The sequence below is a fragment of the Chloroflexota bacterium genome (assembly GCA_009840355.1).
In the GTDB taxonomy this organism is placed as follows: domain Bacteria; phylum Chloroflexota; class Dehalococcoidia; order Lucifugimonadales; family JADFKI01; genus Bin90.
Map to the genome: position 1 here is coordinate 48,225 of VXNZ01000033.1, position 18,854 is coordinate 67,078.

At 58.7% G+C, this 18,854-nt stretch carries 13 protein-coding genes; 3 read left to right on the forward strand and 10 right to left on the reverse strand.

Annotated features, from left to right (window positions below):
- Positions 1–58: 58 nt before the first annotated feature.
- The 5 genes from F4X57_09700 to F4X57_09720 form a co-directional block, all read right to left on the reverse strand.
- Entirely contained in the window at positions 59–982 is a 924-nt protein-coding gene (locus tag F4X57_09700; GenBank protein ID MYC07427.1) for an acetylxylan esterase, read from the reverse strand.
- 233 nt (positions 983–1,215) lie between these two features.
- Positions 1,216–2,040, reverse strand: a complete 825-nt coding sequence (locus F4X57_09705) for a tetratricopeptide repeat protein (GenBank protein MYC07428.1) — start codon at positions 2,038–2,040, stop codon at positions 1,216–1,218.
- Positions 2,041–2,170: 130 nt separating this feature from the next.
- Positions 2,171–2,386 (reverse strand): hypothetical protein, encoded by a 216-nt coding sequence (locus F4X57_09710; protein MYC07429.1) that lies wholly within the window; start codon positions 2,384–2,386, stop codon positions 2,171–2,173.
- 196 nt (positions 2,387–2,582) lie between these two features.
- The gene (locus F4X57_09715; GenBank protein MYC07430.1) at positions 2,583–3,659 is read right to left on the reverse strand and encodes an alpha-hydroxy-acid oxidizing protein; all 1,077 of its coding nucleotides are present in this window, start codon (positions 3,657–3,659) and stop codon (positions 2,583–2,585) included.
- 174 nt (positions 3,660–3,833) lie between these two features.
- Positions 3,834–5,129, reverse strand: a complete 1,296-nt coding sequence (locus F4X57_09720; GenBank protein MYC07431.1) for a hypothetical protein — start codon at positions 5,127–5,129, stop codon at positions 3,834–3,836.
- Between the two features lie 766 nt (positions 5,130–5,895).
- Here F4X57_09720 and F4X57_09725 point away from each other — a divergent pair.
- Entirely contained in the window at positions 5,896–6,408 is a 513-nt protein-coding gene (locus tag F4X57_09725) for a Uma2 family endonuclease (protein ID MYC07432.1), read from the forward strand.
- A 120-nt stretch (positions 6,409–6,528) separates the two neighbouring features.
- Positions 6,529–7,695 carry a hypothetical protein gene (locus F4X57_09730; GenBank protein ID MYC07433.1) on the forward strand — a complete coding sequence of 389 codons (1,167 nt, stop codon included), beginning with the start codon at positions 6,529–6,531 and terminating at the stop codon, positions 7,693–7,695.
- A 24-nt stretch (positions 7,696–7,719) separates the two neighbouring features.
- Here the strand turns inward: F4X57_09730 and F4X57_09735 are convergent, their stop codons facing one another.
- Entirely contained in the window at positions 7,720–10,008 is a 2,289-nt protein-coding gene (locus F4X57_09735) for a DEAD/DEAH box helicase (GenBank protein ID MYC07434.1), read from the reverse strand.
- 44 nt (positions 10,009–10,052) lie between these two features.
- Positions 10,053–10,346, reverse strand: a complete 294-nt coding sequence (locus tag F4X57_09740) for a DUF503 domain-containing protein (protein ID MYC07435.1) — start codon at positions 10,344–10,346, stop codon at positions 10,053–10,055.
- A gap of 178 nt (positions 10,347–10,524) precedes the next feature.
- On the opposite strand from F4X57_09740, the gene hpt reads away from it, so the two are divergent.
- Positions 10,525–11,064, forward strand: coding sequence for a hypoxanthine phosphoribosyltransferase (gene hpt, locus F4X57_09745; protein ID MYC07436.1), 540 nt, complete (start codon positions 10,525–10,527; stop codon positions 11,062–11,064).
- Between the two features lie 20 nt (positions 11,065–11,084).
- Here the strand turns inward: hpt and F4X57_09750 are convergent, their stop codons facing one another.
- From F4X57_09750 to F4X57_09760, 3 genes are all read right to left on the reverse strand, one after another.
- On the reverse strand, positions 11,085–12,554 hold the full coding sequence (locus F4X57_09750; GenBank protein MYC07437.1) for a glutamate synthase subunit beta: 1,470 nt from the start codon (positions 12,552–12,554) through the stop codon (positions 11,085–11,087).
- An 80-nt stretch (positions 12,555–12,634) separates the two neighbouring features.
- Complete coding sequence (gene gltB, locus F4X57_09755; GenBank protein ID MYC07438.1) at positions 12,635–17,176, reverse strand: glutamate synthase large subunit; 4,542 nt, start codon at positions 17,174–17,176, stop codon at positions 12,635–12,637.
- 203 nt (positions 17,177–17,379) lie between these two features.
- Positions 17,380–18,717 carry a glutamine synthetase gene (locus F4X57_09760; GenBank protein MYC07439.1) on the reverse strand — a complete coding sequence of 446 codons (1,338 nt, stop codon included), beginning with the start codon at positions 18,715–18,717 and terminating at the stop codon, positions 17,380–17,382.
- Between the last annotated feature and the right edge of the window lie 137 nt (positions 18,718–18,854).

Below are 18,854 nucleotides of genomic sequence, written 5' to 3' on the forward strand. Positions count from 1 at the left end.
AACATTAGTAGTTAGTTATCAGTTGTCAGTCTTCAAACTCGCACACGTCCTAGCCTTATTACGGCTGCAGGTGCTTGGCGAAGAACTCGTTTGTTATTGCTGTGTGCTTGTAACGGCCTGCTTCATGGCCGTGCCCGTCGTAGGCGTACAGCTGCTTGTCGGAACTGGCTATGGCGTTGTGCAAGGCATAGCCGGTCTCAGGCGGGCATACATTGTCCTGCAAACCGATGTTCATGATAATCGGGCACTGTATCCTGTCGGCGAAGCTGATGCCGTCGAAGTAGGCGAGCGTACGCTCAACATCCTCACGGCTGTCGGGATGCGCTTTCAGATAGTCGTTGATTTCCTGATACGGATACGAGCTAGTGAGCGCGATAGCGTCCATGTAGCCACACAGGTACGGCGCACCCGCCGATGCGGCTTTGATTTCAGGGCGCATCGCGGCGGTCGTGATGGTCAACCCGCCGCCCTGACTGCTGCCCGTAACGCCAATACGATCGGGATCAACTTCATCTCGCGTCAGCAGGTAGTCGATGGTGCGCCACGCATCCACATAGAAGCCCCTGTACGAGTATGTGTTACGGTCAATGATGTTATGTGTCAGCAGGTTCGGGTAGCCGGGGTTGAACTGCGCATTGCTGCGGAGCTTGCCGCGCGGCGCCGCCGTAACCGCAGCGTATCCCTGACGCGCCCATTCCTTCGGTATCGCCGGGTCGCTCTGGTAGCCGGGCATCAACACAACGGCGGGCAGCGGCCTCTGCCTGTCTCTCGGCACGCAGTACCACGCGGCGACCCGCACGCCGTCGAGACTGTCGTAGGAAATCTCGAATGTCTCCAATTCGTCCGAGCTGCGCAAGGGAAGAGATACCGTCTCCGGGTTGAGCGGGATATTCGCCGCCTCGTCCAGCACATTGCCCCAGAATTCGTCGAAATCGTCAGGCTTGCTGACACTGCACTTGTAATCCGAAATCATGTCGTCCATCCTGAAAGTCTGCTTGTTGTGTTCGTGATTGGTTATGTGAGCTGGGATTGTGGCGCTTACAGTGAGTGGTGATTGTGATGATTGTGGTGATTGACGATTACGGTAATTGTTAGGTTGATTGCGATTATTTGGCTAATACGCAATAAATTGCGACTCTCACCCTCATCCTAGCCTTACCCCCTTCAAGCGGAGGGGACATCGAACTTTCACAATCAGCATACGACCGGCAAAGGCTATTCGTCGATCATGTCGCGGATTTGGTCTATTAGGCGCATTACGGTGGCACCGTCGGATACGCCCTCGCCGGACGCGACATACGCGCCCAAGTCTTCCAGGGCGTCCTCGTAATTGCCAAGGCGATAGTTTACCACGCCGCGATCGCGAAACTCAACGGCAGCTTCAGGTTGCAGCGCGATCACGCGGTCGATTGTCGCAAGCACGCGCTCGTAGTTGCGTCTCTGCAAGGACACGACCTTCAGGTTGCGCAGCATACGCGCGATGAACTCGCGGCTGCTGACCGGTTCAAGGAATTCAGGACTCCACGCGAGCGAGCCTTGCGTAACTTGCTTCAGGCGCTCGGCGCATTCGTCTTCGGATAGCAGGATGCCCCCATGGAACGGATCGACGAACACATCGAACTCGTCGCGGTGGCGCACGATGAAATGCCCCGGCATGCCAATGCCCAGCAGCGGCACGCCCAACCGCTTGCCAACTTCGAGGTACAGCAGCGACAGCGTGATGGGTATGCCAAGCCGCCGTTCTATAACATCGTTGAGGAAGCTGTTACGCGGGTCGTGGTAGTTCGTGTGGTTGCCGGCAAACTTCAGCTCATCGAACAGGTACTCGCTGAGCGTGTTGAGCTGGTAGAGCGGCGCGTCGTCATCCATGCGCCCGGCGACACCCTCAGCAATGCCGTCCAATTTGAACAACTCGCGGTCCAAGTTGAGGCGCGGATATTCGGTGGCGGCAATCAGCAGCGCGGCTCTCCCCAGATCGATCTCTTCGTCCGGCTCGCCAACTATGCGGTCAAACTGTGTCCAAACTTCGCGCTGCTCCATGATGGATACAGAATACGCATTATATCGGCAACTGGCAAGCGGCTGTCGATCTTGCACATCCTGTAAACGTAACAAAGCCCCGAACCGTTGCCAGTTCGGGGCTTTGTTATTATGGCAAAAGCGTATGAGCTTAGTCAGCGGCGGCAGATGCCCTTACGGAATCCACCCTATCCTTAACGATTGCCTTCAATTCCTTGACTCGGTTAAGGTGCGGGGTTTCGTTGCCCTCTTCGGCCTTGTCATAGATCTTGTCGCCATCGACATAGACCTGCAACACACCGGAGACACCCGGCCTTACCTCGATAGAAACTGCATTACCACCGACATCCACAAACTCGTTGACCATCCAGGCCGCAACACTGTGGTACTGTCAAGGTACGCAGTAGATGATCTCAATGTCCAACAGACCTTCGCCAGCCATAACTGATCCTCCTGCTAAGATTTAAGCCCATTAGAGAGTGTTTGCTAATCTCTGTACAGGCACTCGCTGATGTTGAATCAGCGTATCACGCCAATTCTACACTGTCAACCGGCGTTTACGCCTAAAGTATGCGGTTGCCGGGCATGTTGGTCCAGGCGCTCATTTCGTGCGCCGAGGTTACGGCTTCGGCGGGGCATACATAGCTTGAATCAAGCTGGTCGATGGATGTTACGCCGAGCAGCGCCATCGCCACGATGATTTCGTCTTCGAGCAGTTCCAGCATTCGGACGATGCCTGCCTGCCCGTCGGCGGCGAGTCCCCAGCCCTGCATCTTGCCGAGCGCCACGGCGCGCGCGCCCATCGCGACGGCTTTCAGGATGTCCGCGCCGCGCTGAACTCCGCCGTCTAGCACGATGTCCGCCTTGCCGTCAACCGCCTCCACGACTTCGGGCAGCATTGTCATCGTGCCTCTGTCATGGTCGAGCTGCCGTCCGCCGTGGTTCGACACCCACACAACATCGACTTCGTGCTCTACGGCGATTCTGGCGTCCTCGGCGGTCCCAATGCCTTTCAGCATGAATGGCAGACCGGCGATGTTCTTTATCTGGTCAACCATGTCCCAAGTAACCGATGCAGCGTGTCGAGGGTCGGGCCTTGTGCGCTGCGTGGGCGGCGTGTAGCGCGTGAGCATCGGGCGCTCGCGGCGGCTATAGTGCGCAGTATCCACCGTGATGCACAGCCCGATATAGCCCGCGTCCTTGATGCGTCCGACCATCTCTTCGATCCAGCCCCAGTCGCCGTGCAGATAAAGCTGGTACACCTTAGGATAGTCCACCGCAGCCGCCGTCTCTTCAAGCGTCGGGTTCGTGACGGAGCTTAGTACATGCATAATGCCGAACTCTGCCGCCGCCCGAGTGGACGCTGCGCCTGCTTCCGGGTGAAACTCTTGCAGAGATCCGATTGGAGCGAGCAGCGCGGGCATGCGCAAATTATGCCCCAGGAATGTGGTCGAAGTGTCCACCGACGACACATCGCGCAATACGCGCGGACGGAAGGCGATGCGGTCGAACGCCAGCCGATTGCGCCGCATCGTCGTCTCCGACTCGGACGCGCCAACGAGGTAGTCCCACGCGCCTTGCGGCAGGTTCTTCCTCGCTCGCTGCACTATCTCTTCGTTGCTCAAAAACTGTGATACCACGCTTTTCTCCTAGTGCTGTTTCTGTGATAATCCCGTGTCTCTATTTCATCCTGATGGATGAGACGATTGTTGAATATCTATCTGTTGAATATCTATCTTCGGTTGGGAATTGGCGATTATTCGTGCCCGATCCACACCGCCCACACTTCAAGGCAAAAGGACTATTGGACGGCGTTACCGTTCCCAAACGCCTAGGTCCATTCCCATGTCCACAACGGCGGTTTGCCTGTTTAGTGTAGTCTCTAAGCCGTCGCGGTATTCGCGCCAGGCTAGTTCTTCGTCTTCCACATTGTCGGCGGACTTGAGGCTGTCCTGCAAGTTTTCCATCAGGTAGTCTTCCGCGCGGCCCGTGGGCATGCTGAAGAACTCCGTATCGAAGCGCGGCAGCTTGCCCACCTCGAAATAGCCCTTGTCCGGCAATTCATACCCTTCGAGATTTTCCGTGCCCTTGCCCAGCACATCGCCGGTCTCGATGTAATGTTCCATCACCGGCTTCATGCCGTACTTCTGTATTGGGCAGGTCTTCATGCAGACACCACAGCCGGAATAGCGCGTCATCACGGGGCGACAGCGCTTAGCGATGAGCTTCGCCTTTTCCACGCCGCGATACCACAGCCGCTGACCTTGAATCGCGCGACCGGGGCAGCGCATAAAGCATACTTGGCATATCTCGCAGAACTTCGGCACGCCGTAGTCAACGGGACGGTCGTGCGTAACGCGCGCGTCCGTGATGATGATTTGCAGCCGCGCGCGTGAGCCGAAGTGCGGCGACAGCAGCTGCCCGTTCACGCCGAGCTGCCCCAGACCGGCATCGACGAACATCGGTATCATGGGACCGAACTGCCATGTCGGCCCCGACACCTGCGCCCGATAACCAAGCTCATTGATGTGCGCGACTAGGTCTTTCACCAGCGTTGCCTGCCGCCGGTATGTCTCGCCCTGCGCCTCTTCCGCTTGAATGCTTGGCAATGTCTGAGTGGCGGAGTGTTCCTGTTCGAGCGCGAGGCAGATGGCGTTCGGCAAGCCGCGCCGCACATCGTTCAGCCGCGCCTTGTAGATGTAGCGGCGGTCGAATCGCGTGAACCCAACTTCGCTGTATCCCAGCGCGCGCGCCTTCTCCCTGATGGACTGAGAAACATCCTCACCGCTCGGCTCGGCAGTCGGTTCCAGGTCGCCGCTCGAGCGAACCCACTTGATTTCAGACATCATGTCGTCCTGAAACTCTTCGTACAGCTCTTGAGTTTCAGGCGAAACTTCGCGCCGTATGTCGTCCGCCCATTCGACTGATGCGCTTTGTTCCAGGGCGAAGCTTTCCAGCGGATACTCGCGCGCGTAGAAGGTTATCTCCTGCTCACGCCGCAGCGAGTCCGGCGCTTTCTCCAAGTCCTTCGCCACCGGAATGACCACATCCTCGTCGCCGTGCTCTCGTCCGGGTCTCGTAACCGCATGCCCAAATCTGCGTCTTGCCATTTTCTATCCTGTCCTTGCCTCTTTCAGCCATTCATACCCGGGTTTCCGGTTAGCAAACTCCATATCCAGGGCCATGCGGTTACCCCAATTAGTGCAACCACCGCCAATACAATCAGCCACAAGACTATCCTGCTGCCGCAGCCCCTCGGTCGCCGAGGCCCCTTACCGTAACTGTCGCGCAATTCGGCGGAGGATTGCTGTGTATAGATAACCGGCGGCACCGATGGCGGCGGGTCAGAAATAAGCGTTGAAGAAATTTCAAGCCCCAGAATGCTGCAGATCGTATCGCATCCTCGCATCGCCATTTTATGTCCTTACCACCGATACCGTGCCCGAAAGCCTTCAGCAGAGTGTGGAACGTCAGGCGGTATATTCGGCGGTATTCGTCGCCATCCTACTCTCCCAATAATGATTGCCAGCAATCATATCGCATCCCCGCGCGGTTGTCAGTCTTATGCGATAGCTAATTGCGTCTTGAAGCAATGTATCCGCCAGCATACAATAAGCCTATGGCAAAACTCCGAAACCCATTATAACGGGGGCGGCGCTGGCAATGACAATTACCAAAAATCGGGATCCCTTAGGACACCTGAAGACGCAGGAAGACATAGTCGCTTACTTGGAGGCGGCGCTGGCAGACGGTGACGGCAAGCTCATAGCCGCCGCGCTCGAAGACATCGCGCGCGCCAGGGGGATAACCTTCACTGCCAGCCGTCCGGATTCAGCGCCGACGCGCCGACGCTTCACCGTAGCGGAATACTACGCCATGGCAAACATCGGCATCCTGCACGAAAACGACCGCATCGAGCTGCTGGACGGAGACCTGATAGTTATGCCGCCCATCGGAGACTGGCACGCCGCCAGCGTTGACAGATTTACCAATATGCTGCCTCCCCGATTGCAGGGACGGGCAATCGTGCGCGTCCAAAACCCGACACGCCTAAACGACAACAGCGAGCCTCAGCCCGACATTATGCTGCTGCGATGGCGCGATGACTTCTACGGCGCAGGACACCCCGGACCGGCCGATGTGCTGCTACTCATCGATGTCTCCGATACGAGTGTTGACTACGACCGCAACGACAAGCTGTCAGAATACGCTCGCGCAGGCATTCCGGAAGTGTGGATTGCCACTAGGCAAGACCGCCGCATCGAAGCCTACACCGAACCCGTCGAGGGCGAATACTCCAATGTGCGCTATGCCGCTCCCGGCGAAAGCATAGCTCCGCAGGCGTTCCCGGAAGTGGTTCTCGAAGTCGGCAGTCTCATAGCCGACTGATTGTCATAGCTAAACACAGATGTCAGCTCTCCCCTTGACAACCCCAAACATTTGTGTCTATAATAGAACATATAATCCAACCAACCACGCCTATCCATCCTGTACATCGGGTTAGCTTACATGTGCATTCAGACAACCATACAATCCAAAATCGCCGAACTCACCAACAACGGCGAGAGCATAGCAGTCTTCTTGGCAGACACCCTGCAAGGTCAATCTGACCCTGCCATCAAGGTCTGCCATCGTCTTGACGCTGCTCGCATTCTCACCAAGTACGGCATCCCCCAACCCGACAACATCACAAAGTTTCCTTCCCCTTCAATGGAGGAAGGTCAGGATGGTGGTGAAGAAAATCCTACCCATCCTGTAAGTCCTGTTAACTCCGCGCCCACCCTCAGAGACATCATAGCCTACCCCGTAGCCCGCTACATCCGCGACCGCACCGGCAACGGAGAAATCCTAATTGACACACTCTGCCGCATAATGAACGGAGGCGACCACCAACCCGACCCGTTCACAGGCAGACCGCAGCAGACCGTCAAGCCCAGAGAGCGCCTGGCAGCCGCCAAAGAACTGCTGCGCCGCGCATTCGCCGAACACAACCCACCGCAGGCTAACCCCGTTCGTCCTGAGCTTGTCGAAGGACAAAATATCCCGTCCATCGATGTCGGCTCAGACTCTCTGAACTCAGACCTAGCCAAGCTAGTCCGCGATCGCACCAACAACGGCATCGAATCCGCCGAGTTGCTCATCCGCATCGCAGAAAACGATACTGAAGAAGGCGACTGGCAGCCGGCGCATCGCCTATCCGCAGCGAAAGAACTTCTGCACCGTGCCTACGACCTCAACTACGACGCGGTAACATGGGACCACATAGATGCCTACAACCGCACCAAAGACGCCGATCCACGCGAGCCAATCGACATAGAGAGCGCCCGCATAGAGGACACGCGAGCGAAGTTAATCCGCGAGTTCAGCGAGGCTTATGACGCAGGCAACGAAGAAGCAATGCGTAATGTGGAGGACAAGTTCAACGCCTATAATGCCCGTGTCAACGAAGGCGAAGACCCTGACGAAGCGTTGCGGCATGCCGAGCTAGGTCCCAATGACCCCGACCCTGATATAGACTACTACAACACACCGCTGAGCGAAGAAGAACAGGCAAAGTTCTACCGCGAAGTCGTTCAGATTCAAGACGACAGTGAGTGCGATTCAGACAACCGCAGCATCGCCAACGCCATCCACATCCCCAAGCTCACCATCCCCCTCAACAACCGCAGCCCCTAATCATCCCCATCTTGTACATCAATGTCAGTTCCCGTCCACGCCAAGAATCGCCTGCAGAATCAACTCCGCCACGGCTTTGTTCAGCGGCTCGTTGTTGTTGCCGCACTTGGGCGAGTATATGCAGCCGGGGCAGCCGCTCTCGCACGGGCACTCGCTGACGACTTGCAGGGTCGCGCTCCACAGGTTTTCGATGATTTCGTAGCCGTGCTCGGTGATGCCCACGCCGCCGGGTATGCCGTCGTGTATGAACACCTGCGGCCTGCCCGTGTCCGGATGCAGCGGAGTGGATATGCCGCCGATGTCGTTTCGGTCGCACATGGCGAACAGCGGCAGTACGCCTATCGCGGCATGCTCGATGGCGTGTAGCCCGCCCATCAGATCGAGTCGGTTGCGCCGTATGTATTCGAGCGTGTCAGGCGGCACATCGAACCAGAGCGCGATGGTGTCGTAGCTTTGCGGCGGCAGGTCAACATACTCTTCGCCAAGCGGCTCTTCCGTGAACTGCGCCACACGCTTAAAGCCCACAACGCTCGTAGTAACGCTTACCTCACCCAAATACGCCTGCGTCCTGCCCGCCTTTCGCTGCTTGAACTGCCGCAATACGCGCGTGTCCGTGTAGTCACGCGCCTGCGTATAGTACGGCACATCCGTCTGCACGGCGTACGCGATGCCCGCTTCCATGTCCAAGTTCGTGATGAGATACTGCTCGCCTTGATGCAGGTATATGCCGCCGGGGTGCAGCTGCATGAACGCGGACATTTCCTCGACAGATTCCAGAATCACGCCGCTGTCCTGTTCCACAAGCGAGTATTGCCGCGCCGATGCCGAGCGGATGTTCACCTCGCCCGCCGGATAGTCCATGTCCGCGCTCAGGTACCAGCGCGAGTTTCGCGTGTGCAACAGTTCGGCGTCCACCAGTTCCTCGGCATGCCACAGCAGTTCCGCGCCGAAGTATTCCGTGTCCGACATGACGAGCGGAGCTTCGTATGCCGCGCAGAGCAGGTGCGGTTTGAGGATGTACGGGTTGCCCGGCGATACGCGCGCGCTCTCGTGCGGCTTGCCGAAGAATGCCTCCGGATGGCGCATCAGGTATTGGTCGAGCGGGTTGTCGTGCGCCACCAGCACGCTGAGCGAACGATGCCCGCTGCGTCCGCTTCTGCCCGCCTGCTGCCACGCGCTCGCGATGGTGCCGGGGTATCCGGTCAGCAGCGTCGCGTCCAAGTCGCCGATGTCAATGCCGAGTTCCATCGCAGTCGTGGTCGTTACGCCAAGCAAGCGTCCCTGCGCCAAATCGCGTTCTATGGCGCGCCTGTCTTCCGGCAGATAGCTCGCGCGGTAGGGCATCACTCGCTTTGCCACTTCCGGGTTCGACAGCCGCAGGTTATCGCGCACATAGACATACAGCAGCTCGGCGGCGCGGCGGCTGCGCACGAAGTTCATAGTGCGGACATATCGGCGCAGCAGCTCGGCGAATAATTGCGCGGACTCGGTGTTGGTGCTGCGACGGCTGCCGGTCGCCAAGTCCAGCATCGGAGGATTCCAGAACAGGAAGTCCTTGCCGCCGTATGGCGAGCCGTCGTCGTCCACCACCTCAAAGGGTAAGCCGGTCAACCGCTCAGCGTGCTCGCCCGCGTTGGCGATGGTCGCGGAACAGAGCACGAACTGCGGGTTGCTGCCCAGCCGCTGGCATATTCGCCGCAACCGCCGTATGACATTGGCGACATGCGAACCGAACACGCCGCGGTAGATGTGCGCCTCGTCGATGACGACATATTTCAGGCTGCGGAGGCGCTGGTACCAGAGTTTGTGGTGTGGCAGGATGCCCACATGCAGCATATCCGGGTTGGTGATTAGCAGCCGCGAGCTGCGCCGTATGCCGCTGCGTTCGTGGCGTGGCGTGTCACCGTCAAAGATGTCGTATCGCAGCCGCGCGGACTTGGGGATGAGGTGCCCGACTGCCTTGCGCTGGTCTTGCGCGAGCGCCTTTGTCGGGAATAGATACATCGCGCCGGCAGAGCGGTCTTGCAGCAGCGCCTCAAGCACGGGCAGGTTGTAGCACAGGCTCTTACCGCTTGCCGTCGCCGTGGACACGATGACATTCTTGCCGCTGCGCAGCGCGTTGATGGCGTCCGTTTGGTGCGTGTATAGTTTATTGATGCCGGCGTCCGCGAGCGCCGATTCAAGGCGTGGATCAAGCGGCCGGTCCAGTACGCCGTAGCTGGCATCGCGCGCAGGCACATCTTCGCTGTACGCGATCTGTTCCATGTACCACGGCATTTTCTGTATAGCGTCCAAGAACGCTGCGACATCCATCGGGAATAGATTACTCTCTTCTGACTGGGGAAAAGAACATTACGCTAGAAACCGGAAATGGTTTCCTGCTCAACATCCAGTACTACGACATCCTCGCGGCTGCGTTCGATGTAGGCGATTACATTGTCCAGCACTTCGTCCGCGTGGCGCACGCTACCGCTGACGCAGGCGATGCCAAGCGTCGCCATCTGCCACGAGTCGTTGTCCGCCACCTCCGCGACCGCGACGCCGAACCGATTGCGTATGCGCTGCGCCATAGACGCGATGACTCTGCGCTTGCCCTTCAGACTCTGATTCGCAGGTATCTGCAACCGCACCTTGCACACGCCGACATTCATTTCGCCTGTCTCCCTGTCCGCCTACACTTGCCCAACAAACTATGACGCCAAAGCCGCATTATAACAGCACAGTCCAATGGTATAATGCGGCGGTGTTCTGTTGCGGGTATGAGCATATTAAGAGTCGTTCCCGGCGCCGTTTTGCCATGCTGGACCGGAGCGACACAGGAGATGCCCTATGAATAGCGCGGGCAATACGCTGATAACCGAAGAAGCGATACATCTCCGCGTCAACGATCTTGGCGCAGAAATTGCGCGGGATTATGCAGGCGGTCGGCCGGTGCTGGTTGGTGTGCTGAATGGGGCGCTGGTGTTTATGGCCGATTTGATGCGCGCGATTGATTTGCCGATTGAATACTACGCTGTGGCGGCTTCGAGTTACGTCGGCACGGAGAGCACGGGCAGAGTGGAGATTATCAAGCCGTTGGATGCGGATGTCAACGGACGTGATGTGATTGTCGTAGAGGACATTGTGGACACGGGGACTACGCTCGACCGCCTGCTGCAGGATTTACGCGCCGCGCAGCCCGCAAGCATCGCGGTCTGTACGCTGCTGAATAAGCCGTCGCGCCGCGTGGTCGATGTGTCGATCAAGTATGTCGGCTTTGAGATTCCCGACGAGTTCGTGGTCGGGTACGGCTTGGACTACAACCAGCAGTATCGCAATCTGCCGTATGTCGCGGCGCTGGCACCCGAACGGGATGGGCAGGCCGGATAAATGGAATGGGCGCCGGCGCTTTACGCGCGTTCCATTGCGCCGGCTAGGACGGGGCGCAGGTTGGTGGTGCCCATCAGGTATTGGTCAACGCCGCGCGCCGCTTCTCTGCCCTCGGCGAGCGCCCAGACTACCAGCGACTGCCCGCGCGCCATATCGCCAGCTGCGAACACGCCATCTACGCTGGTCATCTTGTTCGTGTCGGTCTGCACATTGCCGCGGCCGTCTAGCGCGACGCCCAGCTGCTCCACGATGCCTTCGCGCTGTGGACTCACGAAGCCCATCGCCAGCAGCACGAGGTCGGTGTCTATCACGAACTCGCTGCCCTCTATTCGCTCCATGCTCGGGCGGCCGGATGCGTCGGGCGGGCCCCAGTTGACGCGAACGGCGTGCAGCTTCTCCACGTTGCCGTTGCTGCCGGAGAAGTGCGTCGTCAGCACATCATAGTCGCGCACACCGCCCTCTTCCTGCGAAGACGATGTGCGCAGGATCATAGGCCACTGAGGCCAGGGGTTGTTCTCACCGCGCTCGATCGGCGGCTCGGACAGCAGCTCGCACTGATAGACAATTTCAGCGCCCTGCCGGTGCGATGTGCCTAGGCAGTCGGAGCCGGTATCGCCTCCGCCCAGTATTACCACGCGCTTGCCCTCGGCACTGATACGCTCATCGTCAGGAATATGCTCGCCGGCGTTCAAACGATTCTGCTGCGTCAGGAAATCCATCGCGAAATGCACGCCATCCAGCTCGCGGCCGGGAACAGGCAGGTCTCGCGGGATGGTGCAGCCGCCGGTCAGCACGACCGCGTCGAACTCGCGCGTCAGCTCTTCGCCGGAAATGTCAACGCCCACATTGACTCCGCACTTGAAGATAATACCCTCTGCCGTCATCTGATCGACGCGCCGCTGCACGACGGTCTTTTCCAGCTTGAAGTCCGGGATGCCGAGCCGCAGCAGTCCGCCAATGTAGTCGTCGCGCTCGAACACGGTAACCCAGTGTCCGCAACGATTGATCTGCTGCGCGGCGGCAAGCCCTGCTGGACCCGAACCGACCACGGCGACCTTCTTGCCCGTGCGCTGCGACGGCGATTCAGGGACTATCCAGCCTTCTTGCCAGCCTCTGTCCGCGATCGCCTTTTCGATGTACTCGATGGTAACCGGGTCTTGGTTGATGTTCAGCACGCAAGCGGCTTCGCACGGCGCGGGACATATTCTGCCGGTGAACTCGGGGAAGTTGTTCGTGGCGTGAAGCTCAGCCAGAGCCTCCTGCCACTTGCCTCGATACACGAGATCGTTAAAGTCTGGTATCAGGTTTCCCAGCGGACAACCCGTATGGCAGAACGGAACGGCGCAGTTCATGCACCTTGCGCCCTGCTCTTTAGCCTGCTCTTCGCCCCAATTGTAGTAGAACTCGCTGAAATGCCGGATTCGGTCGCTAACAGCCTGCTGCGGCGGTCCCTGCCGTCCGTATTCCTTGAAACCCGTTGGCTTTCCCATGTATCGGTTCGCCTGCGCTCTCACTCAGCCATTCCTGCGATTGCAGGAATGTCGTGGTTGTAAATGATATGTCGTTCAGATTAGTCCGCGGCAATTGCGGCTGCGCGCTCCATCAGTATGCGCTTGTAGTCGTGGGGCATCACCTTAACGAACTTGGGCAGCATTGCGTCCCAGTCGTCCAGCACGCGGCGGGCGTTTGCGCTGCCGGTCTGTTCGTAATGCTCTTCTATCAGGCTGCGCAGTCCGTGTTCGTCTTCGGCGTCTTCCACATTTTCCAAGCCGACCATCTCATGGTTGCAGAGGGACGCGAAATCGCCGCTCTCGTCCAGCACATACGCCTCGCCGCCGCTCATACCTGCGGCGAAATTGCGCCCGGTCGGTCCAAGCACGACCACCTTGCCGCGCGTCATGTATTCGCAACCGTGCTCGCCAACGCCTTCTACGACGGTCTCCGCGCCGCTGTTGCGCACTGCGAAGCGCTCGCCCGCGACGCCGCGGATAAACGCCTTGCCCCCCGTAGCGCCATATAATACTACATTGCCCACGATAATGTTTTCTTCCGGCGTGAAAGACGCTTCCGGCGGCGGTGCGATGACAACCTTGCCGCCGGACAAGCCCTTGCCAAAGTAGTCGTTGGCGTCGCCGCGCACGCGCATCGTAACGCCCTTCGCGAGGAACGCGGAAAAACTTTGCCCCGCCGAGCCGCTGAAGTTTATCGTTATCGTATCGTCAGGCAGCGCCTCGATGCCGTGCCGCTTAGCAATCTCGTAACTGAGCGTCGTGCCAACCGTGCGATTGCGATTGCTTATCGGCAGGTCGAGCGTCACCGCCTTCTTGGAATCGATGGCGTCCACGCACAACTCGATAAGTTCGTTGTCCAGCGCGCGTTCCAGCCCGTGGTCTTGCTCTTCACGGCAGTATGTCGCAACCGAGTCCGGCACCTGCGGCATATACAGCAGGTTGGAGAAGTCCAAGCCTTGCGCCTTCCAGTGTGCGACTGCTTCGCGCGTGTCGAGCCTGTCCATGCGGCCGACCATTTCGTTTATGGTACGGAAGCCCATCTCCGCCATGATCTGCCGCAGTTCTTCGGCGACGAAGAAGAAGTAGTTGATGACATATTCGGGCTTGCCGGCGAACATCTTGCGCAGTTCGGGGTCTTGCGTGGCGACGCCGACCGAGCAGGTGTTCAGGTGGCATTTGCGCAGCATAATGCAGCCAAGGCTGATTAGCGGCGCGGTCGCCATGCCGAACTCTTCCGCGCCAAGCAGGCATGCGATTGCCACATCCCTGCCCGTCTTTAGCTGCCCGTCCGTCTGCACGACGATTCTGCCGCGCAGGTCATTGAGCACCAGCACTTGCTGCGTCTCGGCGACACCGAGCTCCCACGGCAAGCCCGCGTGCTTGATGGACGATTCCGGCGATGCACCCGTGCCGCCGCTGTCGCCGCTGATTAGCACGACATCGCCGTGCCCCTTGGATACGCCGGCCGCGATAGTGCCGACGCCCGCCTCTGCGACGAGTTTGACATGCACTCGCGCGTCGGGATTGGAGTTCTTCAGGTCGTGGATAAGCTGCGCCAAGTCTTCGATTGAGTATATGTCATGGTGCGGCGGCGGCGAGATTAGTTCGACGCCGGGCGTGGAGTTGCGCACCCAGCCGATGTACTCGTCTATCTTGTGCCCCGGGAGCTGCCCGCCCTCGCCGGGCTTGGAGCCTTGCGCCATCTTAATCTGCAAGTCACGCGCGCTGGCGAGGTAGTTGATGGTAACGCCGAAACGTCCGGACGCAACCTGCTTCATGGCGCTGTTGCGCGAGTCGCCGTTTTCGTCCGGCGTGTAGCGATGGAAGTCTTCGCCGCCCTCGCCGGTGTTGCTACGCGCGCCGATTCGGTTCATCGCTATCGCCATCGTCTCGTGCGCCTCGCGGCTAATGGAGCCAAGCGAGATTGCGCCGGTGGCGAAGCGTTTCACGATGTCCGCCGCGGGTTCCACTTCGTCCAAAGACAGCGGCGTATCCGCCATCTTGAAATCCAGCAATCCTCTGATTGTGCAGAGTTCGCGGCTGAAATTGTTGGCGAAATCCGCGAACTGCTGGTAAGTCTCGTAATTGTTCGTCTTCGTTGCGAACTGCAGGCGGCTGATAGTGTCCGGATTCCACATGTGGTATTCGCCGTCGCGCCGCCACTGGTAGAAACCGCCGGTCTGCAAGTTTAGGCTGCTCGTAGGCGAAAGTTGGTGGAATGCCGCTTCGTGGCGCTTGCGGCTTTCCTGCTCTATCTCGTAGATGCCGATGCCGCCGATGCGCGATGGCGTCCAAGTGAAGTAGTCGTCGATGAATTCGGAGTTCAGCCCCACAGCCTCAAATATCTGCGCGCCGCGATAGCTTTCGATTGTGGATATGCCCATCTTGGACATAATCTTCAGGATGCCCTTGTCAGCAGCCTTGATGTAATTGTACACGCCGGTCTCGTAATCGACCATGCCCGCTAGCGCGCCGCCATCTTCCGCCATATCGCGGATTGTCTCGAATGCGAGATATGGATTGACAGCGACCGCGCCGTAGCCAATGAGCACGGCAAGATGCGCGACCTCACGCGGTTCGCCGGATTCGACGATGAGGCTGACTTTCGTACGCACGCCCTGCCGTATGAGGTGGTGATGCACAGCAGCGACGGCGAGAAGACTGGGAATGGGCGCGTTGTACACATCCACGCACCTATCGGACAGGATGATGATTGTGTTGCCCGCTTCGACGGCTTCGTATACTTCGTCGCATATCTGCCGGACCGCGCGTGCGAGTGCGCCGTCATTCTCGTCTGTGGTGAACAGCGTGCGTATCGTCTTCGCCTTCAAGCCGGGCAGGTCGATTTGGCGTATCTTTTCGAGTTCAGGATTAGACAGCACCGGGCGCTTTACGCGCAGTGTGCGGCAATGTTCCGGTGTCTCGGTGAACAGGTTGCGCTCGCTGCCAACGCGCGATTCGAGCGATGTAACGAGTTCTTCACGGATCGCGTCCAGCGGCGGGTTGCTGACTTGCGCGAACAGCTGTTTGAAGTAGTTGAAGAGCAACGGGCTTTGTTCCGAAAGAACCGCGAGCGGCGTGTCGTTGCCCATCGAGCCTATCGGTTCGCTACCCGTTTCCGCCATCGGTTCCATAATCATGCGCATATCTTCGAGCGTGTAGCCAAATGCCACCTGGCGCGCAGTCAGCCCGCCGTTGGTTAATGTGGGCTGCTCCGGCTCGTCCGGCAGGTCATCCAGGGACACGCGGTTCTCGCGCAGCCATTCGCCGTAGGGCTGCTGTGCGGCAAGCGAGCTCTTCAGCTCGGCGTCGTCCACGAGGCGGCCATCTTCGGTGTCCAGCATGAACATACGGCCAGGATGGATGCGATCCTTGAACAGCACATCTTCCGCCGGCACATCCAGCACGCCGGTCTCGGACGCCATCACCAGCAAGTCGTCGGTGGTAACGAGATAGCGGCACGGGCGCAAGCCGTTCCTGTCGAGCACAGCGCACACCTTCGTGCCATCGGACGCGATGATAAGAGCGGGGCCGTCCCACGGCTCCATCAGGCAGGAATGATACTCGTAGAAGTCCTTCTTAGCCTGGTCCATCGGCAGATGGTCGCCCCACGCCTCCGGTATCATCATCATCAAGGCATGCGGCAGGGAGCGGCCTGTGGCGAGCAGCAGTTCCAGCGCGTTGTCGAAGCTGGCAGTGTCGCTCTGCACGCCCTTCGTGACGATGGGCAGCAGCTTATCCAAATCATCGCCGAGCGCATCGGACGCGAACATGCCTTCACGCGCCGTCATCCAATTGATGTTGCCTCGCAGGGTGTTTATCTCACCGTTGTGTATCACCATGCGATACGGGTGCGCCAGCCGCCAGGAGCCGAGCGTGTTCGTGCTAAAGCGCGAGTGCACCAGCGCGAAAGAGGTAACCACACTCTCATCAGCCAGATCGTGGTAGAAATGCTGAAGCTGCGTGGCGTGAATCAGCCCCTTATACACAATCTTGTTTGGCGATAGGCTGGACACATAGAAGTCATTCCGTTCGTCCAGACCGGACTCCGCAACGGCGTCCTCGAACTGCCTGCGAATGACATACAGCTTCATCTCGAAATCGAAGTCAGTCTGCAAGTCTGCGCTGCGTCCGACGAAGAACTGCCGAATAGCAGGCATTACTTCGTATGCTAATGTACCAATCTCATTGGGTGATATAGGCACATCACGCCAGCCAAGCAGCGCCTGCCCTTCCTGCTCCACGAAGCTGCGCACTATGCCTTCGACTTGGCGCTGCCTCGCTTCGTCATGCGGCATGAAAACCATGCCGACCGCGTAATTACCCGGCTGCGGAGGCTCGACGCCAAGTTGCTGCATCTCCTTGCGGAAGAATTCATGCGGCATTTGTATTAGCACGCCGGCGCCGTCACCCGTCTCCGGGTCAGCGCCCTTCGCACCGCGATGTTCGAGATTGCACAGCACTTCAAGTCCGCGCTTGAGGATGTCGTGCGATCGCACACCCTTGATATTGGCGACAAGCCCCACACCGCAGGCTTCGTGCTCAAAGCGCGGGTCGTACAGCCCTTGCTTGGTCAAGTTGGGTATGTATCTCTCGGACATGTCCGTGCCTCTCGTCGGTTACCTTTTACATCATAGGTGTAGGTAGGTATTGCCCCTTATAGAGGGGGAAATATAATGTGGGGAAATCGCGGCTCTCCGGTGCATGGTTGCGCGGGGAATTGCGCACTACACGTAGGCGGGAATTAGGATTTGCGAGAGAATCGAAACGCCGCGTCCGTAGTGCGATTGCCGAGCCGCCGGCGTTATAGCACCGGCAAATAGTGCTCTTTCTCGTAGTCCGCCACGCGGCTGTGATAGTTCTCCCACTCTATCTTCTTATTCTCTATGAAGCTGTTGAACACAGCCCCTCCCAGCGCGTCTTGCACGAGTTCACTTCGTTCGGTGATGCCAATTGCCTCCCACAGATTGGCAGGCAGCGCCTCGATGCCAAGTTCGTCGCGTTCCGCTTGCGTCAGGCGAAGGGCGTTCACCTGCGCGGGCTGCGGGAATTCGTAGCGATTCTCGATGCCCTTTAAGCCAGCCGCCAACATCACGCTGAACGCCAGATACGGATTGCACGCCGGATCGGGCGAGCGAAACTCGATGCGCCGCGATTCTTCCCTGCCCGGCTTGAAGTCGGGCACACGAATGAGGTCGGCACGGTTGACAGTTGACCATGTAACATAGGTCGGCGCCTCGAACGCTGGCACGAGGCGCTTGTACGAGTTCACCCACTGGTTAGTTACGGCGGTAATCTCGCGGGCGTGCTTCATCAGCCCTGCGATGAAGAACTTCGCCGTCTCGGACAGATGGTGTTCGTCATCGTCGTCGTAGAAGGCGTTCCTGTCGCCTTGGAACAGCGACTGGTGCATGTGCATGCCGCTGCCGTTCACGCCGTCCAGCGGCTTGGGCATGAAGGTCGCGTAATAGCCGTTCTGCCGCGCGACCTCTTTGACCACCAGCCGATAAGTCATAATCGTATCCGCCATGGTGAGGGCGTCTGTGTGGCGCAAATCGATTTCGTGCTGGCTGGGCGCGCCTTCCTGATGGCTGGATTCGACAGGGATGCCGATGTCTTCGAGCGTCAGGACGGTCTGGCGGCGCAGGTCGGTCGCATCGTCGCCGGCGCCCTGCCCGAAGTAGCTGCCCCTGTCCTCGGTAACCGTGCCCTTCGCGTCTTTGAAATAGAAGTACTCTATTTCCGGGCCGACATAGTATGTATAGCCGAGTTTCGATGCGTCCGCGAGGTTGCGCCTGAGCACGGCGCGCGGGTCGCTTTCGAGAGGTTCGTCGTCGGGCGTGATGATGTCGCAGAACATGCGCGCAACGGCGTTCTCGCGCGGCCGCCATGGCAGCACGTTGAAGGTGTTCGGGTCGGGCAGCGCGTACATATCGCGCTCGTCCGAGCGCACAAAGCCTTCAATCGCGGAACCGTCAAAGCCCATGCCGCGTGTGAGCGAGTGCTCGAGTTCTTCGACTGTGATGGCGAAGCCCTTCAGATTGCCTAGTATGTCGGCGAACCATAGACGAATAAACTTGACATCGTTCTCTCGCGCCTCACGCAGAACGAATTCAGTCGCTTCGTAGTCTCTCGCTAACATGTCAGCCTCTTTATGATCGCCACGCTCGCCGATTGCGGCATGTGGGCATGCACGAATATCAGACAGCCGTGCCTGCGGTGATTGCCATGATACTGCTGCACGCCTGTAATTCGCGGTTGAGATAGTATATCAGTTTG

Excerpts from the sequence above, each read along its gene's own strand:
- F4X57_09700 (MYC07427.1), bottom strand. The coding sequence starts at position 982 with ATGGACGACATGATTTCGGATTACAAGTGCAGTGTCAGCAAGCCTGAC.
- F4X57_09710 (MYC07429.1), bottom strand. The coding sequence starts at position 2,386 with ATGGTCAACGAGTTTGTGGATGTCGGTGGTAATGCAGTTTCTATCGAG.
- F4X57_09720 (MYC07431.1), bottom strand. The coding sequence starts at position 5,129 with ATGGCAAGACGCAGATTTGGGCATGCGGTTACGAGACCCGGACGAGAG.
- F4X57_09735 (MYC07434.1), bottom strand. The coding sequence starts at position 10,008 with ATGGATGTCGCAGCGTTCTTGGACGCTATACAGAAAATGCCGTGGTAC.
- F4X57_09705 (MYC07428.1), bottom strand. The coding sequence starts at position 2,040 with ATGGAGCAGCGCGAAGTTTGGACACAGTTTGACCGCATAGTTGGCGAG.
- F4X57_09725 (MYC07432.1), top strand. The coding sequence starts at position 5,896 with ATGGCAAACATCGGCATCCTGCACGAAAACGACCGCATCGAGCTGCTG.
- F4X57_09760 (MYC07439.1), bottom strand. The coding sequence starts at position 18,717 with ATGTTAGCGAGAGACTACGAAGCGACTGAATTCGTTCTGCGTGAGGCG.
- gltB (MYC07438.1), bottom strand. The coding sequence starts at position 17,176 with ATGTCCGAGAGATACATACCCAACTTGACCAAGCAAGGGCTGTACGAC.
- F4X57_09730 (MYC07433.1), top strand. The coding sequence starts at position 6,529 with ATGTGCATTCAGACAACCATACAATCCAAAATCGCCGAACTCACCAAC.
- hpt (MYC07436.1), top strand. The coding sequence starts at position 10,525 with ATGAATAGCGCGGGCAATACGCTGATAACCGAAGAAGCGATACATCTC.
- F4X57_09750 (MYC07437.1), bottom strand. The coding sequence starts at position 12,554 with ATGGGAAAGCCAACGGGTTTCAAGGAATACGGACGGCAGGGACCGCCG.
- F4X57_09740 (MYC07435.1), bottom strand. The coding sequence starts at position 10,346 with ATGAATGTCGGCGTGTGCAAGGTGCGGTTGCAGATACCTGCGAATCAG.